We start from the raw sequence: 25,681 nt of genomic DNA, 5'->3' as shown, positions 1-25,681 counted from the left end.
AGTGTGCCCCGGCCGGTCAGTAGATCGTCCGGCCGGCGGCCAGGTCGGCCACGAAGTTCGCGATCCGGCGCGCCCGGGTCTCGGCCCGCTTGGCGTCGCCCACCCGGTACAGGATCGCGAACCGGTTCTGGCTGCTCAGGGTGAGGAAGAACGCGGCGGCGGCCGGGTTCGCGTTGAGCGCGGCCTGCAGGTCGTCGGGGACGGTGGCCCGCGACGGCGGGGCGTAGGCCGCCGCCCAGCGCCCGTCGGCCCGGGCCCGTTCGACCTCGGCCAGCCCGGAGGGGCGCATCAGGCCGGCCTCGGTCAGCTCCCCGACGCGGGCGACGTTGACCTGTGACCAGCGGCTGCGGGCCCGCCGGGGCGTGTACCGCTGCCGGAAGAAGTGCTCGTCCCACGTCTTGCGGATGGCGTCGATCCAGCCGAAGCAGAGCATCAGGTCGAGCGTCTCGCGGTGCGTCACGCTCGGCTCGGGACAGCCCTTCTTGGGCAGCAGCAGCCACAACTCGGGGGCGCTCGCGTGGTGCGCCTCCAGCCACGCCTCGAGCGACGCGGCGTCGGGGAAGCCGACCGGGGCGTCTTCAGTTCCATCCGGCTCACGGGTCGCCATGGGGCACAGCGTGCCAAAGACCACCGACAACCAGCCCTAGACTCAGGGACCATGTCAGCGATCTCCCGCGACGAGGTGGCCCACCTCGCCCACCTGGCCCGCATCGACCTCACCCCCGAGGAACTCGACCGGATGGCCGGCCAGCTCGACGTCATCCTCGGCGCGGTGGCCACCGTGACGCAGGTGGCCGGCGACGACGTCCCCGCGACCTCGCACCCGATGCCCCTGGTCAACGTGACCCGCCCCGACGAGCCGCGCCCGTCCCTGTCGGCTGCCGACGCGCTGGCCGGCGCCCCGGCGGCGCAGGAGCAGCGATTCCGGGTGCCGCGCATCCTGGAGGAGGACTGACCATGTCGGAGCTCATCAAGCAGACCGCGGCGGCCCTCGCCGAGAAGCTGAGCGCGGGCGAGGTGTCGTCGGTCGAGGTCACGCAGGCGCACCTCGACCGCATCGCGGCCGTCGACGGCACCGCCGAGGCCGGGGTGCACGCCTTCCTGCACGTGGCCGCCGAACGCGCGCTGGCGCAGGCCAAGCGGGTGGACGACGACCGCGCGGCCGGGGTGCCCCTGCCTCCGCTCGCCGGGGTCCCGATCGCGGTCAAGGACGTCATGACCACGCGGGGGCTGCCGACGACGGCCGGTTCGCGGATCCTCGAGGGGTGGGTGCCGCCCTACGACGCGACCGTCGTGCAGAAGATCGACGCGGCCCGGCTCGTGACCCTCGGCAAGACGAACATGGACGAGTTCGCGATGGGCTCCTCCACCGAGCACTCGGCGTACGGGCCGACCCGCAACCCGTGGGACTTCACCCGCATCCCCGGTGGTTCGGGCGGCGGCTCGGCGGCCGCGCTCGCCGCGTTCGAGGCGCCACTGGCCACCGGCACCGACACCGGTGGGTCGATCCGGCAGCCGGCGTCCGTGACCGGCACGGTCGGCGTGAAGCCGACCTACGGCGGGGTGTCCCGTTACGGGCTGATCGCGCTGGCCTCCAGCCTCGACCAGGCCGGACCGTGCGCCCGCACGGTGCTCGACGCCGCGCTGCTGCACGAGGTGATGGCGGGCTACGACCCGTGCGACTCGACGTCCCTGACCGACCCGACCCCGCCGGTGGTGGCGGCCGCCCGGGAGGGCGCGCACGGTGACCTGTCCGGCGTCCGGGTCGGCGTCATCCGCGAGCTGCACGGGAATTCGAGCGGTGACGCGAGCGGCGGAAGTGGTTACCAGGCGGGCGTTCTCGCGCGCTTCGACGAGTCGCTGAACCTGCTCCAGAAGGCCGGGGCCGAGGTCGTCGAGGTGAGCTGTCCGAGCTTCACTGCCGCCCTCGCCGCCTACTACCTGATCCTGCCCAGCGAGGCGAGCAGCAACCTCGCGAAGTTCGACGCGATGCGCTACGGCCTGCGGGTCACTCCCGAGGGTGCCCCGAGCGCGGAGACCGTGATGGCCGCGACCCGCGAGGCCGGGTTCGGCGACGAGGTGAAGCGCCGCATCATCCTCGGCACGTACGCGCTCAGCAGCGGCTACTACGACGCCTACTACGGCTCCGCGCAGAAGGTGCGCACGCTGATCCAGCGTGACTTCGCGAAGGCGTTCGAGCAGGCCGACGTGCTGGTCTCGCCGACGTCGCCGACGACCGCGTTCCCGCTCGGCGAGAAGCTCGACGACCCGCTGTCGATGTACCTGCAGGACGTGGCCACCATCCCGGCCAACCTGGCCGGCATCCCCGGCATGTCCCTGCCCAGCGGCATCGCCGACGAGGACGGGCTGCCGACTGGCATCCAGCTGCTGGCCCCGGCCCGCGCCGACGAGCGGCTGTACCGGGTCGGGGCGGCGCTCGAAGCCTTGCTTCACGAGCGCTGGGGCGGCACGATCCTTGATCGCGCACCGGAGATTGAGGGGGTCACCCGATGACCGCGGCCACGCACGGCCACGTCGAGCTCGTCGACTTCGACGAGGCGCTGGAGTCGTACGACCCGGTCCTCGGGCTCGAGGTGCACGTCGAGCTGAACACGGCGACCAAGATGTTCTGCGGTTGCTCGACGGAGTTCGGCGCCGAGCCGAACACCCAGGTCTGCCCGGTCTGCCTCGGCCTGCCGGGCGCGCTGCCGGTGCTCAACGAGAAGGGCCTGGAGAGCGCCATCCGGATCGGCCTGGCGCTGAACTGCTCGATCGCCTCGTGGTGTCGGTTCGCGCGGAAGAACTACTTCTACCCGGACATGCCGAAGAACTTCCAGACCTCGCAGTACGACGAGCCGATCGCCTTCGACGGTCACCTCGACGTCCAGCTCGAGGGCGGCGACACCTACCGGGTCGAGATCGAACGTGCCCACATGGAGGAGGACACCGGCAAGGCGACGCACGTGGGCGGCGCCACCGGGCGCATCCACGGGGCCGAGTACTCGCTGGTCGACTACAACCGGGCCGGCATCCCGCTGATCGAGATCGTCACGAAACCGCTGACGGGCGCGGGTTCCCGCGCGCCGGAGGTGGCCCGCGCCTACGTGGCGGCGTTGCGTGACCTGCTGCGTGCGCTCGAGGTCAGCGACGTGAAGATGGAGCAGGGCTCGCTGCGCTGCGACGTGAACGTCTCGCTGCGGCGCAAGGTCGACGGCGACGACGCCGACCAGGCGTCGGTGCCGCTGGGCACCCGCACCGAGACCAAGAACGTCAACTCGCTGCGCAGCGTCGAGCGAGCCGTCCGATACGAGATCTCCCGGCACGCGGCGGTTCTCAACAGCGGGGCGAAGATCCTGCAGGAGACCCGGCACTGGCACGAGGACACGGGCATCACGACGTCGGGCCGGGAGAAGTCCGACGCCGAGGACTACCGCTACTTCCCCGAGCCCGACCTCGTGCCCATCGCGCCCGAGGCGGCGTGGGTCGAGGAGCTGCGGGCCACGCTGCCCGAGCCGCCCGCCGAGCGCCGGCGCCGGCTGCAGGGTGCGTGGGGGTTCTCCGACAAGGAGATGCAGGACCTGCTCAACGCCGGTGCGGTGGAACTGGTCGAGGCCACGGTGGCGGCGGGGGCGGCGCCGGCCGCGGCCCGCAAGTGGTGGAGCGGCGAACTGGCCCGGCGGGCCAACGCGGCCGGCGTCGCGCTGACCGACCTGCCGGTCACGCCCGAGCAGGTCGTGGAGCTGCAGGCCCTGGTGGACGCCGGGAAGCTCACCGACACGCTCGCCCGGCAGACGCTGGACGGCGTGCTCGCGGGCGAGGGCGACCCGGCCGACGTGGTCGCCTCCCGCGGGCTGGAGGTCGTCTCGGACGACGGCGCGCTCGGTGAGGCCGTCGACCGGGCCATCCAGGCCAACCCCGACGTGGCGGAGAAGATCCGGGGCGGGAAGGTGCAGGCGGCCGGGGCGCTGATCGGCTCCGTGATGAAGGAGATGCGCGGTAAGGCGGACGCGGCGAAGGTGCGTGCGCTGCTGCTGGAGAAGCTGGGCGTGGACGAGAGCTAGACGCGGCAGGACTGCCCCAGGAGGGGCATCGACCGCCCTGCGGGGCACGACGAGGTGGCAGCCATGGATGGCGCGGTGTCGATGGAGATCCGCGGTCCGGCCGGAGCCGTGACCGGGCTCCGTCCGAGTGCCTCCTGCCTGCCCTCGATCGCCGTCAGCGTGGCCGGCGCGCTCGTCGTCCTGGCGCTGTACTGGCAGGACGTCGCCCACATGGAGGAGATCGCCGGGTTGGTGCCCGCGGTGTTCGCCGGGGCCGGTGGCGTCGCCCTGGTCGTGAACGGCGCGCGGGCCGGCCTGCGGTCCCCGGACGGGTTCCGGGTCGTCCTGGGGGCCGCGCTGCTGGTCTGGGCGGCCGGGCAGACGGTGAACGGTCTGACGCCGGGTGGTCCGTTTCCCGGCGTCGGTGACCTCGTCTCGATGCTGGCCGGGCCCCTGGCGGTGGTCGGCGGGCTGCTCATGCTGCGCACCGCGTTCAGTGTCGGCGGGCTGCGGCAGTTCGCGCTGGACTCGGTGCTGCTCGGGGCGGCGATCACGTTGCCGGTGTGGCAGTTCGGCTTCGCCCGCACGCTGCCCGCGCCGGGTGGGGTCTGGTCGGCGCGCTCGCAGCTGGCGTCGATCGGCATCGTCATGGTGCTCGCGGTGCTGGTCGGTGGCGCGTTCCTGGGCTACCTGCGCGACCTGGACCAGAACCTGCTGCTGCTGACCGCCGGCCTGGCGATCTTCGCGGTCGGCGAGCTGCTGATCATGCGCTGGGTGATCGCCGAGGACTGGTCGCTGCTCGGTGCGGTGCTCAACTGCCTGGCCTGGCCGAAGATCGCCGGCGGGCTGCTGGCCTACGACCCGGTGCGGGCGGCCGCGCGCCGGTCGGAGCGGCTCGACCGGGGCGGGTACACCGACAACCGCGGGATGCGGGTCACCACCGTCGCGACGATCGCCCTGCTGCTGGTGGCCGTCGTCTCGCTGCTGTTCGACCCCTCCCCGGCCCGCAGCTCGATCAGCCTGGTCGCCGTGGCGATCGGCGTGTTCGGGGTGCGCGAGCTGGTGAACGCCGCGACCCGGCGGACGTTGCTGGCCCGGCTGCACGACGAGGCCGCCGAGGACCCGCTGACCGGGCTGGCCAACCGGCGGGTGCTCGCCGCCCGGATGGGTCGCATCCCCGAGGGCGAGCCCTGGTGCCTGCTCACGGTCGACCTGGACGGCTTCAAGGACGTGAACGACCTGCTCGGGCACGCGGTCGGCGACGACCTGCTGTCGGCGGTGGGCCGCCGGCTGGTCGAGGCCGCCCCGCCGAAGGCGCTGGTCTGCCGCATCGGCGGGGACGAGTTCGCCGTCCTGCTGCGCGGCGACATCGACGCCGGGGCCCGGGTCGGCGCCAACATTGTGACCGCGGTCCGGCAGTCGGCCGCGGACGTCGACGGCGTGGCCCGCGTCGAGGTCTCGGCCAGCGTCGGGGTCGCCGCCGTGCACCGTGACGGCGCCGGGGTCCGGACCGCCCCGGTGGCCACGCCCACCGTCATCGACCTGCGCGACGGGGGCGCGCCCATCCTCACCGGGGTGGCGAATCCGGGATCGACCCCCGGATCGAACACGGGATCGAACACCGGATCGAACACCGGGGAGACCCCGGCCGTGACGTCGGTCGACCCGCTGGGGGCGCTGTCGGCGTCCGGGGCCGCGCTGCGGGTCGCGAAGGCCGCGGGCCGCAACCGGGTGGAGGTCTACGACGAGCAGATCGCCCGGATCCGGCGGCGCCGGTTGCTGGTCGAGGACCGGCTGCGCCGTGCGGTCGACACCGACGCCATCAAGGTCCGGTTCCAGCCGATCATGGACCTGCGCCGGGGTGTCGTGGCCGGGGCCGAGGCGCTGGCCCGGTGGGTCGACCCGGAGCTCGGGCCGGTCGACCCGGGCGAGTTCATCACGGTCGCCGAGCAGACCGGGCTGGTCGTCGCGCTCGGGGAACGGGTGCTGGACGAGGCGCTGACCACCGCCAACCGGGAGGGGCTGTTCGCGCGGGGCCTGCGCCTGAGCTGGAACGTCTCGCCGGTGCAGCTGCGCGTGGCCGGGTTCCCGCGGGTGGTGGCCGAGACCATCAAGGCGCACAACGTGCCGCGCGAGCTGCTGGTCATGGAGGTCACCGAGAACGTCCTGGTCGAGGAGGGGGAGGCGGCGCAGACGCTGCACCGGCTGGCCCGGCTCGGCGTGACCATCGCGATCGATGACTTCGGGACCGGCTACTCGGCGCTGGGCTACCTGCACCGGCTGCCCGCCGACATCCTGAAGATCGACCGCTCCCTGACCTCGAGCCTGGTCGCCGAACCGCGCTCGCGGGCGATCACGCGGGCCGTGCTCGACCTGGGCCGCACCGTCGGGCTGAGCGTGGTGGTCGAGGGGGTGGAGTCCGACCAGATCGACGACCTGGTCCGGCGCATGGGTGTGGGCTACGGCCAGGGGATGCTGTACGGCGCGGCGATGACCGGCCGCGAGCTCGGCGCCCTGGCCGACCGACTGACCAAGCCCATCCGTTCGTGATCATGGAAACTTCCACTCTGACCCGCGGAGTTCATCGGGTCTCTCAGCCTGCCGAGAAGTAGAAGTTTCCTTGATCACGAGCTGAGGGGGACGCGCAGGATCCGGTCGTCGGCGGCGACGGGGGACCCGCGCCCGTCGCGGTTGGACGTCGTCAGCCAGAGTCTTCCACCGGGAGCCGCGACCACGGTCCGGATCCGGCCGAACTCGTTGCGGAAGAACGACTTCGGGGTGCCCACGGCGGTCCCGTCCAGCGGCACCTGCCACAGGCGCTCGCCGCGCAGCGCGCCCAGGTACGCGACGTCGTCGACGATCGCCAGCCCGCTGGGCGACGCCTGCGACGTCGGCCACTGCACCTTCGGGTCGACGTACCCCTTCTTCCCTTCCCGGCCCTCGACGACGGGCCAGCCGTAGTTCGCGCCCTTCTCGATCAGGTTCAGCTCGTCGTACGTGTTCTGCCCGAATTCGGTGGCCCAGGTCCGCCCGGCGCTGTCGAACGCGATGCCCTGCACGTTGCGGTGCCCGTACGAGTAGACCGGCGAACCGCGGAACGGATTGTCGGCCGGGACCTTTCCGCTCGTGGTGATCCGCAGGACCTTCCCGTTCAGGTTCGTCCGCTGCTGCGAGCGCGCCGTGTTCCCGGCGTCGCCGGTGCCGATCCAGAGGTCACCGTCGGGGCCGATCGCCAGCGCGCCGCCGTTGTGGTGGTCCGCGGACGCGATGCCCTTCAGCAGCACCTTCTGCGTGCCGAGCCGCCCGCCGCGGTAGGTCATCGACACGACCCGGTTGTCGTCGGACGTCGACGTGTAGTAGGCGAAAAGCGTTGTGGCCGAACCCTTCTGACGCGCGGCGAGGCCGAGCAGCCCACCCTCGCCGTCCTCGCTCACCCCGCGCACGGTGCCGACCGTCGTCCGCTTCCCGGTGGCCGACACGTGCGAGACGCGGCCGGCGCGCTCGCCGACCAGGGCGCTGCCGTCGGCCAGGAAGGCGACGCCCCACGGCACCCGTAGCTTCGTGGTCAGGACCTTCGCGTCGCCCACCCGGGGGCGAGGCGTGCCCGGGTTCGACGTGCTCGTGGGCGACGGGGTGCCGGCCCCCGCGGTCGAGGTGACCCCGGAGGAGCCGCCGGTGCACCCGGCAAGCAGGGCGGCGGCCAGCGTGACGGTCACGGTGCGCATCGCCACATCGTGACCCGCGGTCCGCGGTCGCGACAGCGGAGCCGCCGTCCGGCCCATGCTCATGCTGTCGAAATGCACAGGAAAGGGGCTGCTCGAACCGTCGCGAACGTGCATTTGGACAGCATGAGCGTTGGGGAACTACTGGGTGAGTGGTTCGTTGGAGCACTCGTCAGGGAACGAAGGTGGCGGCCACCTGGTCGAACCGGCGAAGGACGAGCCGGGTCAGGGACGGTGCCGGGGCCAAGGTGGCCGCCACCCTCCCGACCGTCCCGTCCTCCGCCAACCGGGCCAGGCGGGTGGCGAAGTGCCCGGGGGCGAGCAGGTAGTTGGCCACCGAGACCGGCTCCCCCGGCCGGTGCTCCTTCAGCCGGGCCACAGCCTCCTCGACCGTCGGCCGGGCCGCCGCCAGGTACCCGCACACCACCTCGACGCCGCGCTCGCGGCCGAGCCACTCACCGACTGCCTCCACGTCACCCACCGCGCGCGGGTCGCTCGAGCCGGCCGCCGCGAGGACGATCCCGTCCTCCGGCCCCGCCCCGGCCTCGGCCAGCCGCTGCTGCAGCAGGTCGACCAGCAACCGGTCCGGACCCAGCGCGGGCGCGGCCACGAGCAGCCCGGACGACGCCGCGACCACGCGTTCGACGTCCACCTGCACGTGGTAGCCGGTCGACAGCAGCAGCGGGACGACGACCGCGCGCCGGCCGCGCTCGACGCACCCACCGGCCACGTCGGCGAGCGTCGGCTCCTGCACGTCCACGAAGGCGGGCAGGACGTCGAGTTCCGGGCGGGCGTCCGCGAGGGCCCGCACCCAGGCCGACATGACCGCCTGGCCCTCGGGCGAGCGGGTGCCGTGGCCACAGGCGATCAGGGCTGGATGCTGGCTCACCCCGACATCTTGGCGAATTCTGTGCGCGAGGAAACCTCGACAGGCCCAGGACGCGTCTATGGGGTTCCACCCGCGGGCGTAGCATCACGCCGTGAGCGAGACACCTGACATCAAGCCCCGCAGCCGTGACGTCACCGACGGTCTGGAGAAGACCGCCTCCCGGGGGATGCTCCGCGCGGTAGGCATGGGCGACGAGGACTGGGGCAAGTCGCAGATCGGCGTGGCCAGCTCGTGGAACGAGATCACGCCCTGCAACCTGAGCCTCGACCGGCTGGCCAAGGCCAGCAAGGACGGCGTGCACGCGGCGGGTGGGTACCCGCTGGAGTTCGGCACCATCTCCGTCTCCGACGGCATCTCGATGGGCCACGAGGGGATGCACTTCTCGCTGGTCAGCCGGGAGATCATCGCCGACAGCGTCGAGGCCGTGATGATGGCCGAGCGCCTGGACGGCAGCGTCCTGCTCGCGGGCTGCGACAAGAGCCTGCCCGGCATGCTGATGGCCGCGGCCCGGCTCGACCTGGCGAGTGTCTTCCTCTACGCGGGGTCGATCCTGCCCGGCAAGGCCAAGCTCTCCGACGGCACGGAGAAGAACGTCACGATCATCGACGCCTTCGAGGCGGTCGGGGCGTGCGCCCGCGGGCTGATGAGCCGCGAGGACGTCGACGCGATCGAGCGCGCGATCTGTCCCGGCGAGGGCGCGTGCGGCGGGATGTACACGGCGAACACGATGGCCAGCGCGGCCGAGGCGCTCGGCATGAGCCTGCCGGGGTCCGCGGCGCCGCCGGCCACCGACCGCCGTCGGGACGGGTTCGCCCGTCGCTCGGGCGAGGCCGTCGTCGAGCTGCTGAAGAAGGGCATCACCGCGCGGGACATCATGACCCGCGAGGCGTTCGAGAACGCGATCGCCGTCGTCATGGCGTTCGGCGGCTCGACCAACGCGGTGCTGCACCTGCTGGCCATCGCCCACGAGGCCGAAGTCCCGCTCACGCTGGACGATTTCACCAAGATCGGCGAGCGCGTGCCGCACCTGGCCGACGTGAAGCCGTTCGGCCGGCACGTGATGACCGACGTCGACCGGATCGGCGGCGTCCCGGTGGTGATGCGCGCCCTGCTCGACGCGGGCCTGCTGCACGGCGACGTGATGACCGTGACGGGGAAGACGATGGCCGAGAACCTGGCCGAGATCGCACCCCCGGACCTGGACGGCAAGGTGCTGCGCTCCATGCAGGAGCCGATCCACCGCTCGGGCGGCATCACGATCCTGCACGGCTCGCTGGCCCCCGAGGGGGCCGTGGTCAAGAGCGCCGGCTTCGACGAGGACGTCTTCGAGGGCACCGCCCGCGTCTTCGACCGCGAGCGGGCCGCCATGGACGCCCTCGAGGACGGCACCATCACCGCCGGGGACGTCGTGGTCATCCGCTACGAGGGCCCGAAGGGGGGCCCGGGGATGCGCGAGATGCTGGCCATCACGGGCGCCATCAAGGGCGCCGGGCTGGGCAAGGACGTGCTGCTCCTGACCGACGGCCGGTTCTCGGGCGGGACGACGGGTCTGTGCGTCGGCCACGTCGCCCCCGAGGCGGTGGACGCCGGCCCGATCGCCTTCGTCCGGGACGGCGACCGGATTCGGCTGGACGTCGCGCACGGCACCCTCGACCTGCTCGTGGACTCCGACGAGATCGCGCGCCGCAAGGAGGGCTGGGAGCCCGTGCCGCACAAGTGGACCCGGGGCGTGCTGGCCAAGTACACGCGGCTGGTGCAGTCCGCCTCGAAGGGCGCCGTCTGCCACTGACTTTGTGCATGATCACCACCAAAAAGGATTACGAGCTAGCCTCGACCCGTGCTGCTCGACCTCCTGCTCATCGCGACGGCGACCGCCGCCGGGTGTGCGTGGTGGCGGGCGGCTGAGGTCGAGCACCCGTTCAACCGGCGCGAGGCCCAGCTCGTGGTGGCCACGTGCACCCTGCAGGGCGCCGCGCGGGTCGCCGGCCTGTTCGCCGGCCCGGGCGTCGGCGACGGGTTCGGCGTCGTCCGGGACGTCCTGCTGCTGGTCGCGGCCTGCGCGGTCCTGGTGATGGCGGCGGGCGTCGTCCGCCGGATCACCGCGCTCATCGGCGGCCTCGGGGTGGCCATCGCCGAGTCGGTCCTCGTCGCGGCCTCCTGCACCACGATCGTCTGGGTGCTGGCCCACGCGCCGGTCTCACCGCGGCCCAGCGCCGTGCTGCACGCCGCGCCCGCGATGGTCGACCTGGCCGTCCTGGCCCTGCTGCTGCGGCTGTCCGTGCTCGTCCCCGAGACCCTGCGGGTGGGCAGCAACCGGCAGATCTTCGCGGTGGCGTCGGCCGCGGTCCTCCTGCTCTTCGGCGGCGACGCGCTGGCCGCCTGGGACGGTCTGGCCGGCACCGTGCCCTACGCCCTGCAGGCCGTGGTGGTCCTGGCCGGTGGCCTGGTCTCCATCGCCCTGACCCGCGTGCCCCGCCCGCCGCGGGCCGCCGACCAGCCGCTGCCGCGGGTCCGGGCCCTGCCCTACGTGCTGGCCAGCAGCGCGGTCGTGATCGTCTGCGTGCAGGCCCTGTTCGGCACCACCGGGCCGATGCACGTCGTCCTGGTCAGTGCCGTGGTGGCCGGTCTCGTCGTGCTCCAGGCCTTCACCCTGCGCGAGAACCTCGCCCTGGTAGGCAGTCTCACCGCCTCCCGGCAGCGGATGGCGGCTCTGGTGGAGAACACGTCCGACCTGATCGTCCGGCTCGACGCCAACGGGCGCGTGCAGTCGGCCAACGCGGCCGCCGTCCGCCTGCTGCACCGCACCCCGGCCTCGCTGACCGGCCGGTCGTTCGACGACCTGGCCCGGGCCGAGGACCGCCGCTCGGTGCGTGAGGCCGTGCTGGCGGTGACCCGGGGCCGCACCGACTCCGCGCAGGTGGAGCTGCGCCTGGCCCCACCGGCCACCGGTACCGCCCAGCTGCGGTTGCGGGCCGTGCCCGGCGGCGCGGTCGCCAACCTGAACGACGTCACCGACTCCGTGGAGCTGCGCCAGCGGCTGGAGCGGCTGGCCCGCTACGACCACATGACCGGCCTGGTGAACCGCGCGCACCTGCTGGAGGTGGTCGGCTCCTGGCTCGCCGAACCCAGCGAGGCGCCGGCCGGCGCGCAGCCCGCCGGGCCGGACGTCGTCGTCCTGTACGCCGACCTCGACGGGTTCAAGGCGGTCAACGACCGGTTCGGCCACGGCGCCGGCGACCGCGTGCTGACCGAGGTCGCCGGCCGGTTCGAGGCGATCGCCGGGGCCCTGGACGCCCGCCGCACGATCGTCGGCCGGTTCGGCGGCGACGAGTTCGTGATGGGGCTGGAGGGGCTCGGCCCGGAGGAGGCCGAGCTGGCCGCCCGGCGCGTGGTCGAGGCGATCAGCCCGCCGTTCGCCGTCGGCCACCGCACGGTGACCCTCGGCGTGAGCGTCGGGGTCAGCGGCGCGGGCCTGCCGGCGGGCCGGCGGGCCAGCACCGCGCAGGACCAGGCGGCCGAACTCGTGCACCAGGCCGACCTCGCGATGTACGAGGCCAAGGCCCGCGGCCGGGCCGGGGTCGGGCGGTGGACGCCGGAACTCGAGGAGAGCGCGCGGCGTCGGGTCGACATCGCGATCGGGCTGCGCGAGGCGCTGGACGCCGGGCGCCTGGCGGTCGCCTACCAGCCGATCGTCCGGCTGGCCGACGGTCTCGTGGTCGGGGCGGAGGCGTTGCTGCGGCTGCCGCCCGGGGTGAATCTCACGTCCGGCGACGGGTCCGGCTCACCGGCCGAGCCGGACCGCCCGGACGACCTGGTCAGCCCGGCCGAACTGGTCGCGGTCGCCGAGGACACCGGGATCATCCTGGAGATGGGGGAGTGGGTCCTCACCCAGGCCGTGCAGCAGGCGGCCGAGTGGGTGGACGCCGGGACGCCGGCCAGCGTCAGCGTGAACATGTCGGTGCACCAGCTGCTCAGCCCGTCGTTCGTCGGGTCGGTGACCTCGATCCTGACCGCCTGCGGGCTTCCCCCCTCGCACCTCGTCCTCGAACTGACCGAGAGCCAGCTGGCCGGGCAGACCGGGCCCGCCGTCGAGGCGCTGGAACGGCTGCGGGCCGCGGGGGTCCGGGTGGCGATCGACGACTTCGGCACCGGCTACTCGTCGTTGTCGTACCTGCGTCGCATGCCGGTGCAGCTGGTCAAGCTCGACCGCACCCTGCTGGACGACGTCGGCGTCGACCCGCGCGCCACCGCCTTCGCCCGGTCGGTCGTCTCGATGGCCCGCGACCTGGGCCTGCTCGTCGTGGCCGAGGGGATGGAGGAGCTGGAGTCCGTGCGGCAGCTGCGCGAACTCGGCGCCTACGCCGGCCAGGGCTTCGCGCTCTCCCCGGCCCTGCCGCCGCAGGCCATGCGTGAGGTGCTGGCCGGTCCGCCCATGCCGGTCGGGGCCCGCCCGGGCGAGCTCACCGCGGGGGGTGCGGACGACGTCCCGCTGCTCATCGACCTGGTCGCCCTCGAACCGGCGGACGCCCGCTCGCCGGCCGCCGTCGCGGCGGCGGCCACCTCGACCGGTGGCGCGCAGTGGCCCGACCGGAACGGCAGCACCGATGCCGCGGACGGCGCCGACCGGGCTCATCCTGCCGAACCCGGCGAGGGGGCCGACGGGGCCGATCGGGCCGCCCGGCCCCCGGTCACCGGGCCGTTCCTGCACCCGATGCCGAGCCGGCCCAGCCGCCCGTACCGCCCGGGGTCCGGCTCCGACCGTCCGGCCAGCGGCCTGACCTCCGGCCGGCCGGAGCAGCCGGTCGACCGGCACGCGGACGCCGCGTCTCACTAAGCGAGACGCACGGTTCGGCGATTGACACCGCGGAACCGGCGCGGGAAGGTGAGACCATGAGTCTGGTCCTCGTACTCGGACAGCGCGCCGGCTGACGGTCTTCACGACCCGCCGCGCGCGCGACCCCTTGTGCCCCTAGGGCCGAGGGGTTTTTTCGTCCCCACCATCCATCGTCAAGGAGAGGCCCGCGATGTCCGGCCCACGCAGTAGCGAACCGACCACCACGTCCGAGATGACCGGCTCCCAAAGCCTCGTCCGCTCGCTCGAGGCGGTAGGCGTCGACGTCGTCTTCGGCATCCCCGGTGGGGCGATCCTCCCGCTCTACGACCCGCTGATGGACTCGGAGAAGGTCCGGCACATCCTGGTCCGGCACGAACAGGGCGCCGGGCACGCGGCCGAGGGCTACGCCCACGCGACCGGCCGGGTGGGGGTCTGCATGGCCACCTCCGGTCCGGGGGCCACGAACCTGGTCACGCCCATAGCCGACGCCTACATGGACTCCGTCCCGATGGTGGCCATCACCGGCCAGGTGCCCAGCAAGTCGATCGGGACGGACGCCTTCCAGGAGGCGGACATCAGCGGCATCACGCTGCCGATCACCAAGCACAACTACCTGGTCACCGACCCGGCCGAGATCCCGCGGACCATCGCCGAGGCCTTCCACATCGCCTCGACCGGGCGGCCCGGGCCGGTGCTGGTGGACGTGTCCAAGGACGCTCTGCAGGCCATGACCCGGTTCAGCTGGCCCGACCGGATCGACCTGCCCGGCTACCGGCCGGTGGCCAAGCCGCACAGCAAGCAGGTCCGCGAGGCGGCCCGGCTGCTGGCCGAGGCCAAACGGCCGGTGCTCTACGTCGGCGGCGGCGTCATCAAGGCGCGGGCCGCGGCGGAGCTGCGCCAGCTGGTCGAGCTGACCGGGGCCCCCGTCGTCACCACGCTGATGGCCCGCGGGGCCCTGCCCGACACCCACCCGGCCCACCTGGGCATGCCCGGCATGCACGGCTCGGTCGCCGCGGTGACCGCGCTGCAGAAGGCCGACCTGCTGGTCAGCCTGGGGGCCCGGTTCGACGACCGGGTCACCGGCAAGCTCGACTCGTTCGCCCCGCACGCGGCGATCGTGCACGCCGACATCGACCCGGCCGAGATCTCCAAGAACCGGACGGCGGACGTGCCGATCGTCGGCGACGCGAAGGATGTGATCAGCGAGCTGATCGTGGCCGTCGGCGCCGAGTTCGCCGCCGGGCACCGGGCCGACCTGACCGGCTGGTGGAAGCAGCTGAACGACTGGCGCGAGACGTACCCGCTGGGCTACGCCGAGCCGCCGGCCGGTGAGGTGTCGCCGCAGCGCGTGATCGAGCGGATCGGGAAGATCGCCGGGCCCGAGGCCCTGTACGTCGCGGGCGTCGGTCAGCACCAGATGTGGGCTGCGCAGCACATCCAGTACGAGAACCCGAACACGTGGATCAACTCCGGCGGCGCGGGCACCATGGGCTTCGCGGTGCCGGCGGCGATGGGCGCCAAGGTCGGGATGCCCGACCGGACGGTCTGGGCGATCGACGGCGACGGCTGCTTCCAGATGACGAACCAGGAGCTCGCGACCTGCGTCATCAACGACATCCCGATCAAGGTCGCGGTGATCAACAACAGCAGCCTGGGCATGGTCCGGCAGTGGCAGACCCTCTTCTACAACGAGCGGTACTCCAACACCGACCTGCACACCTCGGTCGGCAGCCGGGTCCCCGACTTCGTGAAGCTGGCCGACGCGTACGGTTGCGTCGGGCTGCGCTGCGAGAGCCCGGAGGACGTGGACGCCACCATCGAGAAGGCCATGGAGATCAACGACGTGCCAGTGGTGGTCGACTTCGTCGTGCACCGCGACGCGATGGTCTGGCCGATGGTCGCGGCCGGGGTCAGCAACGACGAGATCCAGGTGGCCCGCGACACGGCGCCGCAGTGGGACCGGGAGGACTGAGAGAGATGTCGCAGAAGCACACGCTGTCCGTGCTGGTCGAGAACCGGCCGGGCGTGCTCACTCGTGTCGCAGGGTTGTTCGCGCGCCGAGGGTTCAACATCCACTCGTTGGCCGTCGGGCCCACGGAGCACCCGGACATCTCCCGGATCACCGTGGTCGTCGACGTCGACGAGCTCCCGCTGGAGCAGGTCACCAAGCAGCTGAACAAGCTCGTGAACGTGATCAAGATCGTCGAGCTGGAGCCCACCGCCTCGGTCCAGCGCGAGATGCTGCTCGTGAAGGTCCGGGCCGACCTGCAGACCCGGTCGCACGTCCTCGAGACGGCCGAGCTGTTCCGGGCCCGCGTGATCGACGTGGCCCCGGACGCGGTGACCATCGAGGCCACGGGCAGCCCCGACAAGATCGAGGCCTTCCTGCGGGTGCTGGAACCCTTCGGCATCCGCGAGCTCGTCCAGTCGGGCCTGGTCGGTATTGGGCGGGGCAGCCGCTCGATCACCGACCGCGCCCTGCGGTCGGCCTGACCTTCCCCGAGTTCCCCCAACCCCCGCACCATCTGAAGGAGACAAGAGCACTGTGGCAGCAGAGATGTACTACGACGACGACGCCGACCTCTCGGTGATCCAGAACCGCCAGGTCGCGGTGATCGGCTACGGGAGCCAGGGCCACGCCCACTCGCTCTCGCTGCGCGACTCCGGCGTCGACGTCCGGGTCGGTCTGCCCGACGCCAGCAAGAGCCGGGCGAAGGCGGAGGCCGAGGGCCTGCGCGTCGTCACCCCGGCCCAGGCGGTCGAGGAGGCGGACGTGATCATGCTGCTCACGCCCGACCACGTGCAGCGGCACGTGTACGAGGAGGCCATCGCGCCGAACATCGCCGAGGGCGACGCGCTGTTCTTCGGGCACGGCTTCAACATCCGGTTCAACTACATCACCCCGCCCGAGGGCGTCGACGTGTGCATGGTCGCGCCGAAGGGTCCCGGACACCTGGTGCGCCGCGAGTTCGAGGCCGGGCGCGGCGTCCCGGTGCTCGTCGCCGTCGAGAAGGACGCGACCGGCAACGCCTGGTCGAACGCGCTCTCGTACGCCAAGGGCATCGGCGGCCTGCGGGCCGGCGGCATCAAGACCACGTTCACCGAGGAGTGCGAGACCGACCTCTTCGGCGAGCAGGCCGTGCTCTGCGGCGGGGCGTCGCAGCTGGTCCAGTACGGGTTCGAGACGCTGATCGAGGCCGGCTACCAGCCCGAGGTCGCGTACTTCGAGTGCCTGCACGAGCTGAAGCTGATCGTCGACCTGATGTACGAGGGTGGCATCGCCAAGCAGCGCTGGAGCGTCTCCGACACCGCCGAGTACGGCGACTACGTGTCGGGCCCGCGGGTCATCGACCCGCACGTGAAGGAGAACATGAAGGGCGTGCTGGCCGACATCCAGTCGGGCGCCTTCGCCAAGCGGTTCATCGACGACCAGGACGCCGGCGCGCCGGAGTTCAAGGCCCTGCGCGCCAAGGGCGAGCAGCACCCGATCGAGGCCACCGGCCGCGAGCTGCGCAAGCTGATGAGCTGGGTCAAGTCCGACGACAGCGACTACGTCGAGGGCAGCGCCCAGCGCTAGTCCTCGTGGTCGTGATCAAGGAATTCTCTGCCGACCCGCAGCAGGGAATTCCTTGATCACAACCGATGCGTCTCGCATGGTGAGATATGTAGCCCATCATGCGGATGGTCGCGCTATTGTCGACGGCATGGTCGACGCTCCCGCCGCTCTGAAGATCGCCGTCATCGCGGGTGACGGCATCGGCCCCGAGGTCGTCGCGGAGGGCCTGAAGGTCCTGCACGCGGCGGTCGCCGGTGAGGGCACGACCGTCGAGACCACCGAGTTCGACCTCGGTGCCAACCGGTGGCACGCCACCGGCGAGACGCTCCCGGAGTCGGAGCTGGCCGCGATCCGGCAGCACGACGTGATCCTGCTCGGCGCGGTCGGCGATCCCGGCGTCCCGAGCGGAGTCCTGGAGCGGGGCCTGCTGCTGAAGCTGCGCTTCGAGCTCGACCACTACGTCAACCTGCGCCCGGCCCGCCTGTACCCGGGTGTCGCCACCCCGCTGGCGCCGCACGTGCTGGAGGGCAAGGAGCTCGACTTCGTCGTCGTCCGCGAGGGCACCGAGGGCCCCTACGTCGGCAACGGTGGGGCGATCCGGGTGGGCACCCCGCACGAGATCGCGACCGAGGTCAGCATCAACACCGCGTTCGGGGTCGAGCGTGTCGTGCGCGACGCGTTCACCCGCGCCGCGGCCCGCCCGCGCAAGAAGCTCACCCTGGTGCACAAGCACAACGTGCTCAGCAACGCGGGCCACCTGTGGCGCCGCACCGTCGAGGCCGTGAACGCGGAGTTCCCCGACGTCACGACCGACTACCTGCACGTCGACGCCGCGACCATCTTCATGGTCACCGACCCGGCCCGGTTCGACGTGATCGTCACCGACAACCTGTTCGGCGACATCGTCACCGACCTGGCGGCCGCCATCGCCGGGGGCATCGGCCTGGCCGCGAGCGGCAACGTGAACCCCGACCGCACCGCGCCCAGCATGTTCGAGCCGGTGCACGGCTCCGCGCCCGACATCGCGGGCCAGCAGAAGGCCGACCCGACGGCGACCATCCTCTCCGTCGCGATGCTCCTGGAGCACGTCGGCCTCGACAAGGCCGCCGCCCGAGTAGAGCAGGCCGTCGCCGCCGACCTGGCCGAACGCCAGGGCGCCGACGGCCGCCCCCGCTCGACGGCGGAGATCGGCGACGCGATCGCCGCGCGCATCACCGGCTAGCCTCCACCCCTCCCGGGGCGGGGCCCGGGGAGCGCGTCTCCGCTGGTACGGTCCGATTTAGACTTGACCCGGCGAGCCCGCGCAGCGCGCCGGAGACGCGAGGGAGCATCCGCGATGGAGATCAGCTACACCCCCAACCCCAACCCGGCCACGCCCGAGGCGCGCGACGCCGTCCTGGCCGCCCCCGGTTTCGGCAAGCACTTCACCGACCACATGTTCAAGGCCACGTGGACGGCCGACGCGGGCTGGCACGACGCCGGCGTCATCCCCTACGGCCCGCTGCAGCTCGACCCGGCCTCCGCCGTCCTGCACTACGCGCAGGAGATCTTCGAGGGGCTCAAGGCGTACAAGCACGCCGACGGCACGATCCGGGCGTTCCGGCCCGAGGCCAACGGCGAGCGGCTGGTCCGCTCGGCCCGCCGGCTGGCCCTGCCCGAACTGCCGGTCGAGGACTTCGTGGCTGCGGTCGAGGCGCTGGTGAAGACCGACCGGGCGTGGGTCGACGACCGGCCCGAGGCGTCGCTGTACCTGCGGCCGTTCATGTTCGCCTCCGAGGTCTTCCTCGGGGTGCGGCCCGCCGCCGAGGTCACCTTCATGGTCATCGCCTCGCCCGCCGCGGCCTACTTCAAGGGCGGCGCCAAGCCGGTCTCGATCTGGCTGTCGTCCGAGTACACCCGGGCCGCGCCCGGCGGGACCGGCGCGGCCAAGTGCGGCGGCAACTACGCGGCCTCCCTGGCGGCCATGACCGAGGCGGCCGAGCACGGCTGCGAGCAGGTCTGCTTCCTCGACGCGGCCGAGTCGAAGTACATCGAGGAGCTCGGCGGGATGAACATCTTCCTCGTGCACCGCGACGGGAAGCTCATCACCCCCGAGCTGAACGGGTCGATCCTCGAGGGGGTCACCCGCTCGTCGATCCTCACGCTCGGCAAGGAGCTCGGGCTGGACGTCGAGGAGCGCCGGGTCACGATCGACGAGTGGCGCGACGGCGTGGCCGACGGGACGATCACCGAGGTCTTCGCCTGCGGGACGGCGGCCGTCGTCACCCCGGTCGGGCAGCTCAGCTGGGACGGCGGGTCGGTCGGCGACTCGAGCGCGCCGGCCGGTGAGATCACGTCCAGGATCCGGGACACGTTGGTGGACATCCAGTTCGGGCGGGCGGCCGACCCGTACGGGTGGATGCGGACACTCGCCTGAGCAGGTAGGACGGCCGAGAGTGGTACTCTCGCTGACGATGTGCACCGCTGAGATCATTATCAGCAGGCGCGTCGGCACAGCCTGAGACCACTCTCGGTCGAATCCCCGGGCACCGTCGACGCGCAGACCTCTCGTTCTCAGCGAGGGGTCTTTTTCGTGTCGGCGGTGCCTGAACCCACCCGAAATGAGCGAACCATGAGCGACTTCCAGGTCTACGACACGACGTTGCGCGACGGGGCCCAGCAGGAGGGCATCTCGCTGTCCGTGCAGGACAAGCTCGTCATCGCGGGTCACCTGGACGACCTGGGGGTGGGGTTCATCGAGGGCGGGTGGCCGGGGGCCATTCCGAAGGACACCGAGTTCTTCCGCCGCGCCGCCACCGACCTGCGGCTCAAGCACGCCCAGCTGGCCGCGTTCGGCGCGACCCGCAAGGCGGGTGTTCGGGTCGAGGAGGACGCACAGGTCCAGGCCCTCGTCGACTCGCTGGCCCCCGTCGTCACGCTGGTCGCCAAGAGCGACATCCGGCACGTCGAGCGGGCGCTGCGGACGACGGGTGCCGAGAACCTGGCGATGGTCGCCGACACCGTGCGGCACCTGCGCGAGCACGGACGGCGCGTCTTCCTGGACGCCGAGCACTTCTTCGACGGGTACCGGGCCGACCCGGCCTACGCCGTCGAGGTGCTGCGCACGGCCGCCGAGGCCGGGGCCGAGGTGGTCGCCCTGTGCGACACCAACGGCGGCATGCTGCCCGCGGAACTGGCGGACGTCGTCCACGCGGTGGTCTCGGCGAGCGGGGCCCGCGTGGGCATCCACTGCCACAACGACACCGGCTGTGCGGTCGCGAACACGCTGGCCGCGGTCGACGCGGGCGCGACGCACGTGCAGGGCACGCTGAACGGGTACGGCGAGCGCACCGGCAACGCCGACCTGGTCACGGTCGTGGCGAACCTCGAGATCAAGCGCGGTCAGCAGGTCCTGCCGACCGGGCGGATCGCGGAGGCCACCCGCATCGCGCACGCCGTCGACGAGATCACCAACGTAACGCCGTACCACCGCCGCCCCTACACGGGCGCGTCGTCCTTCGCGCACAAGGCCGGGCTGCACGCGAGCGCGATCAAGGTCGACCCCGAGCTGTACAACCACACCGACCCGCTGCGGGTCGGCAACGACATGCGGATGCTCGTCTCCGACATGGCCGGCCGCGCGTCGATCGAGTTGAAGGGCCGGGAGCTGGGTTTCGATCTGGCGGGGGACCGGGAGCTGCTGGGCCGGATCACCGACCGGGTCAAGGCGCTGGAGGCCGAGGGCTACACCTTCGAGGCCGCCGACGCGAGCTTCGTGCTGCTGCTGCACGAAGAGGTCTACGGGTTCCGGCCCTCGTACTGCTCGGTCGAGAGCTGGCGGGTCATCACCGAGGCGAGAACCGATGCGGGCGAGGCGGTCTCGGAGGCGACCGTGAAGCTCCACGCGGGCGGACGGCGGCACGTGGCCACGGCCGAGGGCAACGGCCCGGTCTCGGCGCTGGACCACGCCCTGCGCTCGGCCCTGCTGCCTGTGTACCCGGAGCTGGACGGGATCCGGCTGTCGGACTTCAAGGTCCGGATCATCGATGCGTCCATCGGCACCGATGCGGTGACCCGGGTGCTGATCGAGACCCGCGGCCCCAACAGCGTCTGGGAGACCGTCGGGGTCGGCCCGAACATCGTCGAGGCGTCCTGGAAGGCGTTGCTCGACGGCTTCACCTACGGCCTGCTGACCCAGGACGTCCCCTCCCGCTGACCCCTTCGCAGCGGTTCGAGGGCGCCGGCGAGGACCTCGGCCAGGCGAGCTCGGACGGGCGCTGCTCGCTGAGCGAACTCGCGCTGGAGCCGGGCGTATTCGCGTTTGCCCTCGGCGGTCTCGATCGGGATGGGCGTCCACTCGATCCCGTAGGGGTCGATGGTGATGCCACTCATGTCGTACGGCGCGGCTCGCATGTCCATGATCCGCACGTCCCACGCGAGTTCGAAGGCGTCGGCGACGAGGTCGGAGCCGACGACGTCGGCGAGCCGGTAGGCGTGCTTGTAGAGATCCATGGTGGCGTGCAGGCAGGCCGGCTGTTCGAAGTCGGGGCGGTCGTCGCTGGACGGTCCCAGGCTGTTGAGCGGTCGTGCCGGCGCGGTGAAGAAACGCACGGCGTCCCAGTGACTGCACGTGACGCGGTGCCCTTCGACCACCTTGTCGGTCTCCGCGTGGCCCAGGCGGAGGGGCTGCGGGTGCCGGGGCCGCGGGGCCCGGTAGACCATCGCCCATTCGTGCAGTCCGAAGCAGCCGAAGTTGCCCTCGCGGTCGATGGTCGCCTGCAGCAGCTTGAGGATGGCCTCCACCAGCGGGCGCTTGGCCGTGCTGAGCTGCCCGGGCGGTTGCCAGCGCATCAGCTGGGCCGGTCGGTACGAGTAGTACTGGAACAGGAAGTCGTGGATCGGGTGCTTGGTGCCGGCCCGACGCCTGGCGAGGTGCGGCTCGACGTAGGGCGCCAGCCGTGCGGCATGAGCTGCTGCCGGGTCCATCGTTTCCTCCGCGCGGCGCCGCCCTCTACGGCAGCGGGATCTTCCCGTCGGGCCTTCGTCTTCGACGGTGGAAGACGACCATCCGGCGTCGAGCGAGACTGCGTCAAGTTCGGGGCCGGTCAGCGTCGTGTCGGGCCCCTTCCGGTTCGATGAAGGCAGTCCTGGTGGCATCGAACGCTGCGTGATCAGGGGCGGATGCTGCCACCAGAGCTGCCACCACGACCCGGGCGGGCGGCGGTGTGACCCGTGGGGCTGAGGCGCGGACGAAGTTGCTCGCAACCCGTTCATCGGCGGGGCGGAGGTCACCCGCCGGGACGGAGGCGACACGCGGGAAAAATCAGGAATGGTGACCTTGGGTGGATTGGGGGTAACCTAACGTGCACCATGAATCGTGCGTATCCGGTCATAACGGGCTGGTACGCCCGACGGCAAGGAGCGCCCTGAAGTGACCTCTCCCACCAGCACCCTGTACGAGACCATCGGCGGCGTCGACGCGGTACGGGCCGCCGTCGACGACTTCTACGTCACGGTCCTGGCCGACCCCCGGCTGGCGCACTACTTCGAGGGCGTCGACGTGAACCGCGTGAAGGCTCACCAGGTCCGCCTGTTCACCGGGCTGCTCGGCGGCCCGGAGGCCTACGAGGGGATGGGGCTGGCCGCCGCGCACCAGCCGCTGCACATCCCGCCGGACGACTACGAGCTGGTGGTGGGCCATCTCGTCGCCACGCTGCAGAAGTTCGCGGTCGGTGACGAGGTGATCGCGGCGTTCGGAGCCGCGGCCACGGCCGTGCGGCCCGACATCGTCGACCAGGGACTCGTGCAGGCCGACGGAGGGCATTGACCGACGTGGTCGACACGGACGCGCTGCAGCGCAGTTTCGGCCTCGTCGCGCGCCACGGTGACGAGGTCCCCCTGTACTTCTACTCCCACCTGTTCCTGCGCTACCCGCAGACCCGGCCCATGTTCCCGGCCGCGATGTCGGCGCAACGGGACCGGTTGGTGGGCGCGCTGGTCCGGGTGGTCAGCAACGTGCACCAGGTGCAGACGGTCGTCCCGTACCTGCAGCAGCTGGCCCGCGACCACCGCAAGTACGGCGTCACCGATGATCACTACCCGATGGTCGGGGCCGCGCTGCTGGCCACGCTCGAGCACTTCCTCGGTGAGGAGTGGACGCCGGAACTGGCCGCCGACTGGACCGCCGCCTACGGGGTGATCGCCTCGGTGATGACGGAGGCCTCGGCCGAGGCGTCGGGCACGGCGCCGGCCTGGTACGACGCCGAGGTGGTCGACCACGAGTCCCGCGGACCGGGGGTCGCGGTGCTCACCGTGCGCCCCGACCGGCGGGTGGAATACCGAGCCGGACAGTCGCTCTCGGTGCAGACCCCGGCCGCGCCGCGGATCTGGCGGTACTTCTCCCCGGCCAACGCGCCCCGCGCCGACGACACCCTGGAGTTCCACGTGCGGGCGGTCGACGGCGGCTGGGTCAGCCCGAACCTCGTGGCGCGCACCGGGAAGGGTGACATCCTGCGGCTCGGCGCCCCCGTCGGCGAGGGGCTGCACGTGCCGAGCAGCCAGACCGCGCGACCCGTGCTGATGCTGGCCGGCGGCACCGGGCTGGCGCCGCTACGAGCCATCGTCGAGGAACTGGCCCGACAGCAGGACGACGCCGGACCGGGCCACGTGCCCCGGCCGGTGGGGCTTTTCGTCGGCGCCCGGACCGAGCAGGAGCTGTACGACCTGCCGTACCTGCGTCGGCTGGAGGCCCAGCTCTCCTGGCTGGACGTCGTCCCCGTCGTCGCGCGCGCCGCGCACCTGACGAGCACGGCCCGCACCGGGCACGTCGCGGAGGTGGCGCTGCACGCGGCGGTCGCCGCCGCCCGGGCTTCGGGCTCCGCGGAACCACCCGAGATCTACGTCTGCGGTTCCGACCAGATGGTGGCCGGATGCCTGGAGGTCCTGGCCCAGGGCGGGATCGACACCCGGGAGGTGCGCCGGGAGCTGTACGGCTACGAGCGGCACACGACCATCGGCACGCTCGACGTCCCCGAGGAAGCACCGCACCAGCAGCAGGACCCGGTTGAATCGGAGGCCCGAGCGTGACCGCGATCAGCGACCCGACCGAACTCGAGACCGTGCTCCCCGACGGCTACGACGCGGGATTCCGCAGCCGGCTGAGCCCGGAGATCGTGCGGCAGACCGACTTCCCGCGCACCCAGCTGGGCCGCCGCGGCTACAACGAGGCGGACGTCGAGCGGTTCCGCAACCGGGTGATCATGGAACTGGTCTCGGGGGCGCAGGAGAAGGCCGAGCTGCGCCAGGAGATCCAGCGCCTGCGCGACTACTACCGCCGGCAGGGGGTCGACCCGGTGGCCGCCCAGGAGGGCGCCCGGGAGGGGACCCGGGCGCGCCGCCGCGAGGCGGCGGCCCACAACCAGGCGGCCGAGAACCAGGCGGGTGGGCCGTCGTCCGCCGACCTGGTCCCGACCGTCGAGGCGGTCAACGTGATGTCGCGGGCCCAGCAGGTCGCCGACCAGCACGTCGCCCAGGCCGAGGACTACGCCCGGCGGCTGGTGGCCAACGCCCGCGAGCAGTACGAGGAGATCCTCGTGCAGGCCCACGAGACGGCCGAGCGCGCCGAGGCCGAGGTGCGGGCGGCGGAGGAGGAGCGCGCGATGCTGCTGGCCCGCTCCATCAACAGCGACGGACGCCTCGACCCGGGCGAGGTGGAGAACCTGCGCGAGCTGGCTTCCCGGCTGGCCTACATGCGCACGTTCGCCCAGGTCACGCAGGTGCAGCTGCGCTCGATCCTGGACGCGCTCAGCGACGAGCTGGGCCAGTTGGCGCCGGTCAATCCGTAGGGGCCTACGTTAGGCGTCGTGCGTATCGCGAGATTCACGACCGGTGAGGACCCCCGCTACGGCCTGATCGACGGCGAGCCCGGGGCCGAGGAACTGGTGGCCATCACCGGCGACCCGATGTACATGCCCGTGCAGCCCACGGGAGAGCGGCTGAAGCTGGACGACGTGCGCCTGCTGGCGCCCGTCATCCCCCGCTCGAAGGTGGTGTGCGTCGGGCGCAACTACGCCGAGCACGCCGCCGAGATGGGCAACGACGTGCCCGACAAGCCGCTGCTGTTCCTGAAGCCGAACACCTCGGTGATCGGCCCGGGGGACCCGGTGCGCTACCCGTGGCAGAGCGAGAACGTGCACTTCGAGGGCGAGCTCGCGGTCGTGATCGGGCGGCTGTGCAAGGACGTGCCGGCCGACCGGGTCGAGGAGGTCGTGCTCGGCTACACGATCGCCAACGACGTCACCGCGCGGGATCTGCAGAAGAGCGACGGGCAGTGGGCCCGGGCCAAGGGGTTCGACACGTTCTGCCCGCTCGGGCCGTGGATCGAGACCGAGCTCGACGTCACCGACCTGCAGCTGACCACCCGGCTCAACGGCGAGGTCAAGCAGCAGAGCAGCACCGCCCTGATGGTGCATGACGTGCGGGCCCTGGTGGCCTACATCAGCGAGGCGTTCACGCTGCTGCCGGGGGACGTCATCCTGACCGGCACGCCCGCCGGGGTCGGCCCGATGCAGGTCGGCGACCGGGTCGAGGTCGAGATCGAGGGCCTGGGCACGCTGGGCAACCCGATCGTGGCCCAGTAGCGCACCACTAGGGTTGGCCGCA

Annotated in this window: 20 protein-coding genes; 16 read left to right on the top strand and 4 right to left on the bottom strand. The window is 72.1% G+C overall.

Going from position 1 to position 25,681, the window contains the following annotated elements:
• Positions 1-16 precede the first annotated feature (16 nt).
• On the bottom strand, positions 17-607 hold the full coding sequence (locus ACIB24_RS12165) for a YdeI family protein (RefSeq protein WP_398280209.1): 591 nt from the start codon (positions 605-607) through the stop codon (positions 17-19).
• Positions 608-658: 51 nt separating this feature from the next.
• Here ACIB24_RS12165 and gatC point away from each other — a divergent pair, with 51 nt between their 5' ends.
• From gatC to ACIB24_RS12145, 4 genes are all read left to right on the top strand, one after another.
• Complete coding sequence (gene gatC / locus ACIB24_RS12160; protein WP_398280206.1) at positions 659-955, top strand: Asp-tRNA(Asn)/Glu-tRNA(Gln) amidotransferase subunit GatC; 297 nt, start codon at positions 659-661, stop codon at positions 953-955.
• A 2-nt stretch (positions 956-957) separates the two neighbouring features.
• Positions 958-2,514 carry an Asp-tRNA(Asn)/Glu-tRNA(Gln) amidotransferase subunit GatA gene (gatA, locus tag ACIB24_RS12155; RefSeq protein ID WP_398280203.1) on the top strand — a complete coding sequence of 519 codons (1,557 nt, stop codon included), beginning with the start codon at positions 958-960 and terminating at the stop codon, positions 2,512-2,514.
• Positions 2,511-4,061 carry an Asp-tRNA(Asn)/Glu-tRNA(Gln) amidotransferase subunit GatB gene (gene gatB / locus ACIB24_RS12150; RefSeq protein ID WP_398280200.1) on the top strand — a complete coding sequence of 517 codons (1,551 nt, stop codon included), beginning with the start codon at positions 2,511-2,513 and terminating at the stop codon, positions 4,059-4,061. Before gatA ends, gatB begins: the two co-directional genes overlap by 4 nt.
• 63 nt (positions 4,062-4,124) lie before the next feature.
• Complete coding sequence (locus ACIB24_RS12145; RefSeq protein ID WP_398280197.1) at positions 4,125-6,590, top strand: putative bifunctional diguanylate cyclase/phosphodiesterase; 2,466 nt, start codon at positions 4,125-4,127, stop codon at positions 6,588-6,590.
• A gap of 74 nt (positions 6,591-6,664) precedes the next feature.
• Here ACIB24_RS12145 and ACIB24_RS12140 read toward each other — a convergent pair whose 3' ends face one another.
• Both ACIB24_RS12140 and ACIB24_RS12135 read right to left on the bottom strand, forming a co-directional pair.
• Positions 6,665-7,765 carry a PQQ-dependent sugar dehydrogenase gene (locus ACIB24_RS12140; RefSeq protein ID WP_398280194.1) on the bottom strand — a complete coding sequence of 367 codons (1,101 nt, stop codon included), beginning with the start codon at positions 7,763-7,765 and terminating at the stop codon, positions 6,665-6,667.
• 169 nt (positions 7,766-7,934) lie between these two features.
• Positions 7,935-8,651 carry a sirohydrochlorin chelatase gene (locus tag ACIB24_RS12135; RefSeq protein WP_398280191.1) on the bottom strand — a complete coding sequence of 239 codons (717 nt, stop codon included), beginning with the start codon at positions 8,649-8,651 and terminating at the stop codon, positions 7,935-7,937.
• Positions 8,652-8,742: 91 nt separating this feature from the next.
• On the opposite strand from ACIB24_RS12135, the gene ilvD reads away from it, so the two are divergent.
• The 8 genes from ilvD to cimA all read left to right on the top strand — a co-directional run bounded on the left by ilvD (position 8,743) and on the right by cimA (position 21,236).
• On the top strand, positions 8,743-10,440 hold the full coding sequence (gene ilvD / locus ACIB24_RS12130; RefSeq protein ID WP_398280188.1) for a dihydroxy-acid dehydratase: 1,698 nt from the start codon (positions 8,743-8,745) through the stop codon (positions 10,438-10,440).
• Positions 10,441-10,488: 48 nt separating this feature from the next.
• Positions 10,489-13,485: a putative bifunctional diguanylate cyclase/phosphodiesterase gene (locus tag ACIB24_RS12125; RefSeq protein WP_398280185.1), complete on the top strand. Its 2,997-nt coding sequence runs from the start codon at positions 10,489-10,491 to the stop codon at positions 13,483-13,485.
• Between the two features lie 190 nt (positions 13,486-13,675).
• Positions 13,676-15,457, top strand: a complete 1,782-nt coding sequence (locus ACIB24_RS12120; protein WP_398280182.1) for an acetolactate synthase large subunit — start codon at positions 13,676-13,678, stop codon at positions 15,455-15,457.
• Positions 15,458-15,462: 5 nt separating this feature from the next.
• Positions 15,463-15,978 carry an acetolactate synthase small subunit gene (gene ilvN, locus ACIB24_RS12115; RefSeq protein ID WP_398280179.1) on the top strand — a complete coding sequence of 172 codons (516 nt, stop codon included), beginning with the start codon at positions 15,463-15,465 and terminating at the stop codon, positions 15,976-15,978.
• 52 nt (positions 15,979-16,030) lie between these two features.
• A complete protein-coding gene (ilvC, locus tag ACIB24_RS12110) occupies positions 16,031-17,062 on the top strand; it encodes a ketol-acid reductoisomerase (protein ID WP_398280176.1) in 1,032 nt (343 codons plus the stop codon).
• Between the two features lie 127 nt (positions 17,063-17,189).
• On the top strand, positions 17,190-18,263 hold the full coding sequence (locus ACIB24_RS12105) for a 3-isopropylmalate dehydrogenase (RefSeq protein ID WP_398280173.1): 1,074 nt from the start codon (positions 17,190-17,192) through the stop codon (positions 18,261-18,263).
• A 114-nt stretch (positions 18,264-18,377) separates the two neighbouring features.
• Entirely contained in the window at positions 18,378-19,457 is a 1,080-nt protein-coding gene (locus ACIB24_RS12100; protein ID WP_398280170.1) for a branched-chain amino acid aminotransferase, read from the top strand.
• A 195-nt stretch (positions 19,458-19,652) separates the two neighbouring features.
• The gene (gene cimA, locus ACIB24_RS12095; RefSeq protein WP_398280167.1) at positions 19,653-21,236 is read left to right on the top strand and encodes a citramalate synthase; all 1,584 of its coding nucleotides are present in this window, start codon (positions 19,653-19,655) and stop codon (positions 21,234-21,236) included.
• Here cimA and ACIB24_RS12090 read toward each other — a convergent pair.
• Complete coding sequence (locus ACIB24_RS12090; protein ID WP_398280164.1) at positions 21,200-22,006, bottom strand: 3-methyladenine DNA glycosylase; 807 nt, start codon at positions 22,004-22,006, stop codon at positions 21,200-21,202. The two genes, cimA and ACIB24_RS12090, sit on opposite strands and share 37 nt — an antisense overlap.
• 445 nt (positions 22,007-22,451) lie before the next feature.
• Here ACIB24_RS12090 and ACIB24_RS12085 point away from each other — a divergent pair, with 445 nt between their 5' ends.
• Genes ACIB24_RS12085 through ACIB24_RS12070 form a run of 4 tightly spaced genes read left to right on the top strand, consistent with a single transcriptional unit; the run spans position 22,452 to position 25,659 of the window.
• The gene (locus tag ACIB24_RS12085; protein ID WP_398280161.1) at positions 22,452-22,847 is read left to right on the top strand and encodes a group 1 truncated hemoglobin; all 396 of its coding nucleotides are present in this window, start codon (positions 22,452-22,454) and stop codon (positions 22,845-22,847) included.
• Between the two features lie 5 nt (positions 22,848-22,852).
• Positions 22,853-24,106, top strand: coding sequence for a globin domain-containing protein (locus tag ACIB24_RS12080; RefSeq protein ID WP_398280433.1), 1,254 nt, complete (start codon positions 22,853-22,855; stop codon positions 24,104-24,106).
• Positions 24,103-24,864 carry a DivIVA domain-containing protein gene (locus ACIB24_RS12075; protein ID WP_398280158.1) on the top strand — a complete coding sequence of 254 codons (762 nt, stop codon included), beginning with the start codon at positions 24,103-24,105 and terminating at the stop codon, positions 24,862-24,864. The genes ACIB24_RS12080 and ACIB24_RS12075 overlap by 4 nt, the downstream gene beginning before the upstream one ends.
• Before the next feature lie 18 nt (positions 24,865-24,882).
• Complete coding sequence (locus ACIB24_RS12070; protein WP_398280155.1) at positions 24,883-25,659, top strand: fumarylacetoacetate hydrolase family protein; 777 nt, start codon at positions 24,883-24,885, stop codon at positions 25,657-25,659.
• Positions 25,660-25,681: the final 22 nt, after the last annotated feature.

This window comes from Spongisporangium articulatum, assembly GCF_044465595.1.
Lineage (GTDB): Bacteria > Actinomycetota > Actinomycetes > Actinomycetales > Kineosporiaceae > Spongisporangium > Spongisporangium articulatum.
This window is presented reverse-complemented; position numbering and strand designations above follow the sequence as displayed.

What these genes read in the sequence shown, in the direction of transcription:
- ilvN (WP_398280179.1), top strand. Translation starts at nt 15,463, where the DNA reads ATGTCGCAGAAGCACACGCTGTCCGTGCTGGTCGAGAACCGGCCGGGC.
- ACIB24_RS12140 (WP_398280194.1), bottom strand. Translation starts at nt 7,765, where the DNA reads ATGCGCACCGTGACCGTCACGCTGGCCGCCGCCCTGCTTGCCGGGTGC.
- ACIB24_RS12165 (WP_398280209.1), bottom strand. Translation starts at nt 607, where the DNA reads ATGGCGACCCGTGAGCCGGATGGAACTGAAGACGCCCCGGTCGGCTTC.
- ACIB24_RS12105 (WP_398280173.1), top strand. Translation starts at nt 17,190, where the DNA reads ATGGTCGACGCTCCCGCCGCTCTGAAGATCGCCGTCATCGCGGGTGAC.
- gatC (WP_398280206.1), top strand. Translation starts at nt 659, where the DNA reads ATGTCAGCGATCTCCCGCGACGAGGTGGCCCACCTCGCCCACCTGGCC.
- gatB (WP_398280200.1), top strand. Translation starts at nt 2,511, where the DNA reads ATGACCGCGGCCACGCACGGCCACGTCGAGCTCGTCGACTTCGACGAG.
- gatA (WP_398280203.1), top strand. Translation starts at nt 958, where the DNA reads ATGTCGGAGCTCATCAAGCAGACCGCGGCGGCCCTCGCCGAGAAGCTG.
- cimA (WP_398280167.1), top strand. Translation starts at nt 19,653, where the DNA reads ATGAGCGACTTCCAGGTCTACGACACGACGTTGCGCGACGGGGCCCAG.
- ACIB24_RS12120 (WP_398280182.1), top strand. Translation starts at nt 13,676, where the DNA reads ATGTCCGGCCCACGCAGTAGCGAACCGACCACCACGTCCGAGATGACC.
- ACIB24_RS12145 (WP_398280197.1), top strand. Translation starts at nt 4,125, where the DNA reads ATGGATGGCGCGGTGTCGATGGAGATCCGCGGTCCGGCCGGAGCCGTG.
- ACIB24_RS12090 (WP_398280164.1), bottom strand. Translation starts at nt 22,006, where the DNA reads ATGGACCCGGCAGCAGCTCATGCCGCACGGCTGGCGCCCTACGTCGAG.
- ACIB24_RS12100 (WP_398280170.1), top strand. Translation starts at nt 18,378, where the DNA reads ATGGAGATCAGCTACACCCCCAACCCCAACCCGGCCACGCCCGAGGCG.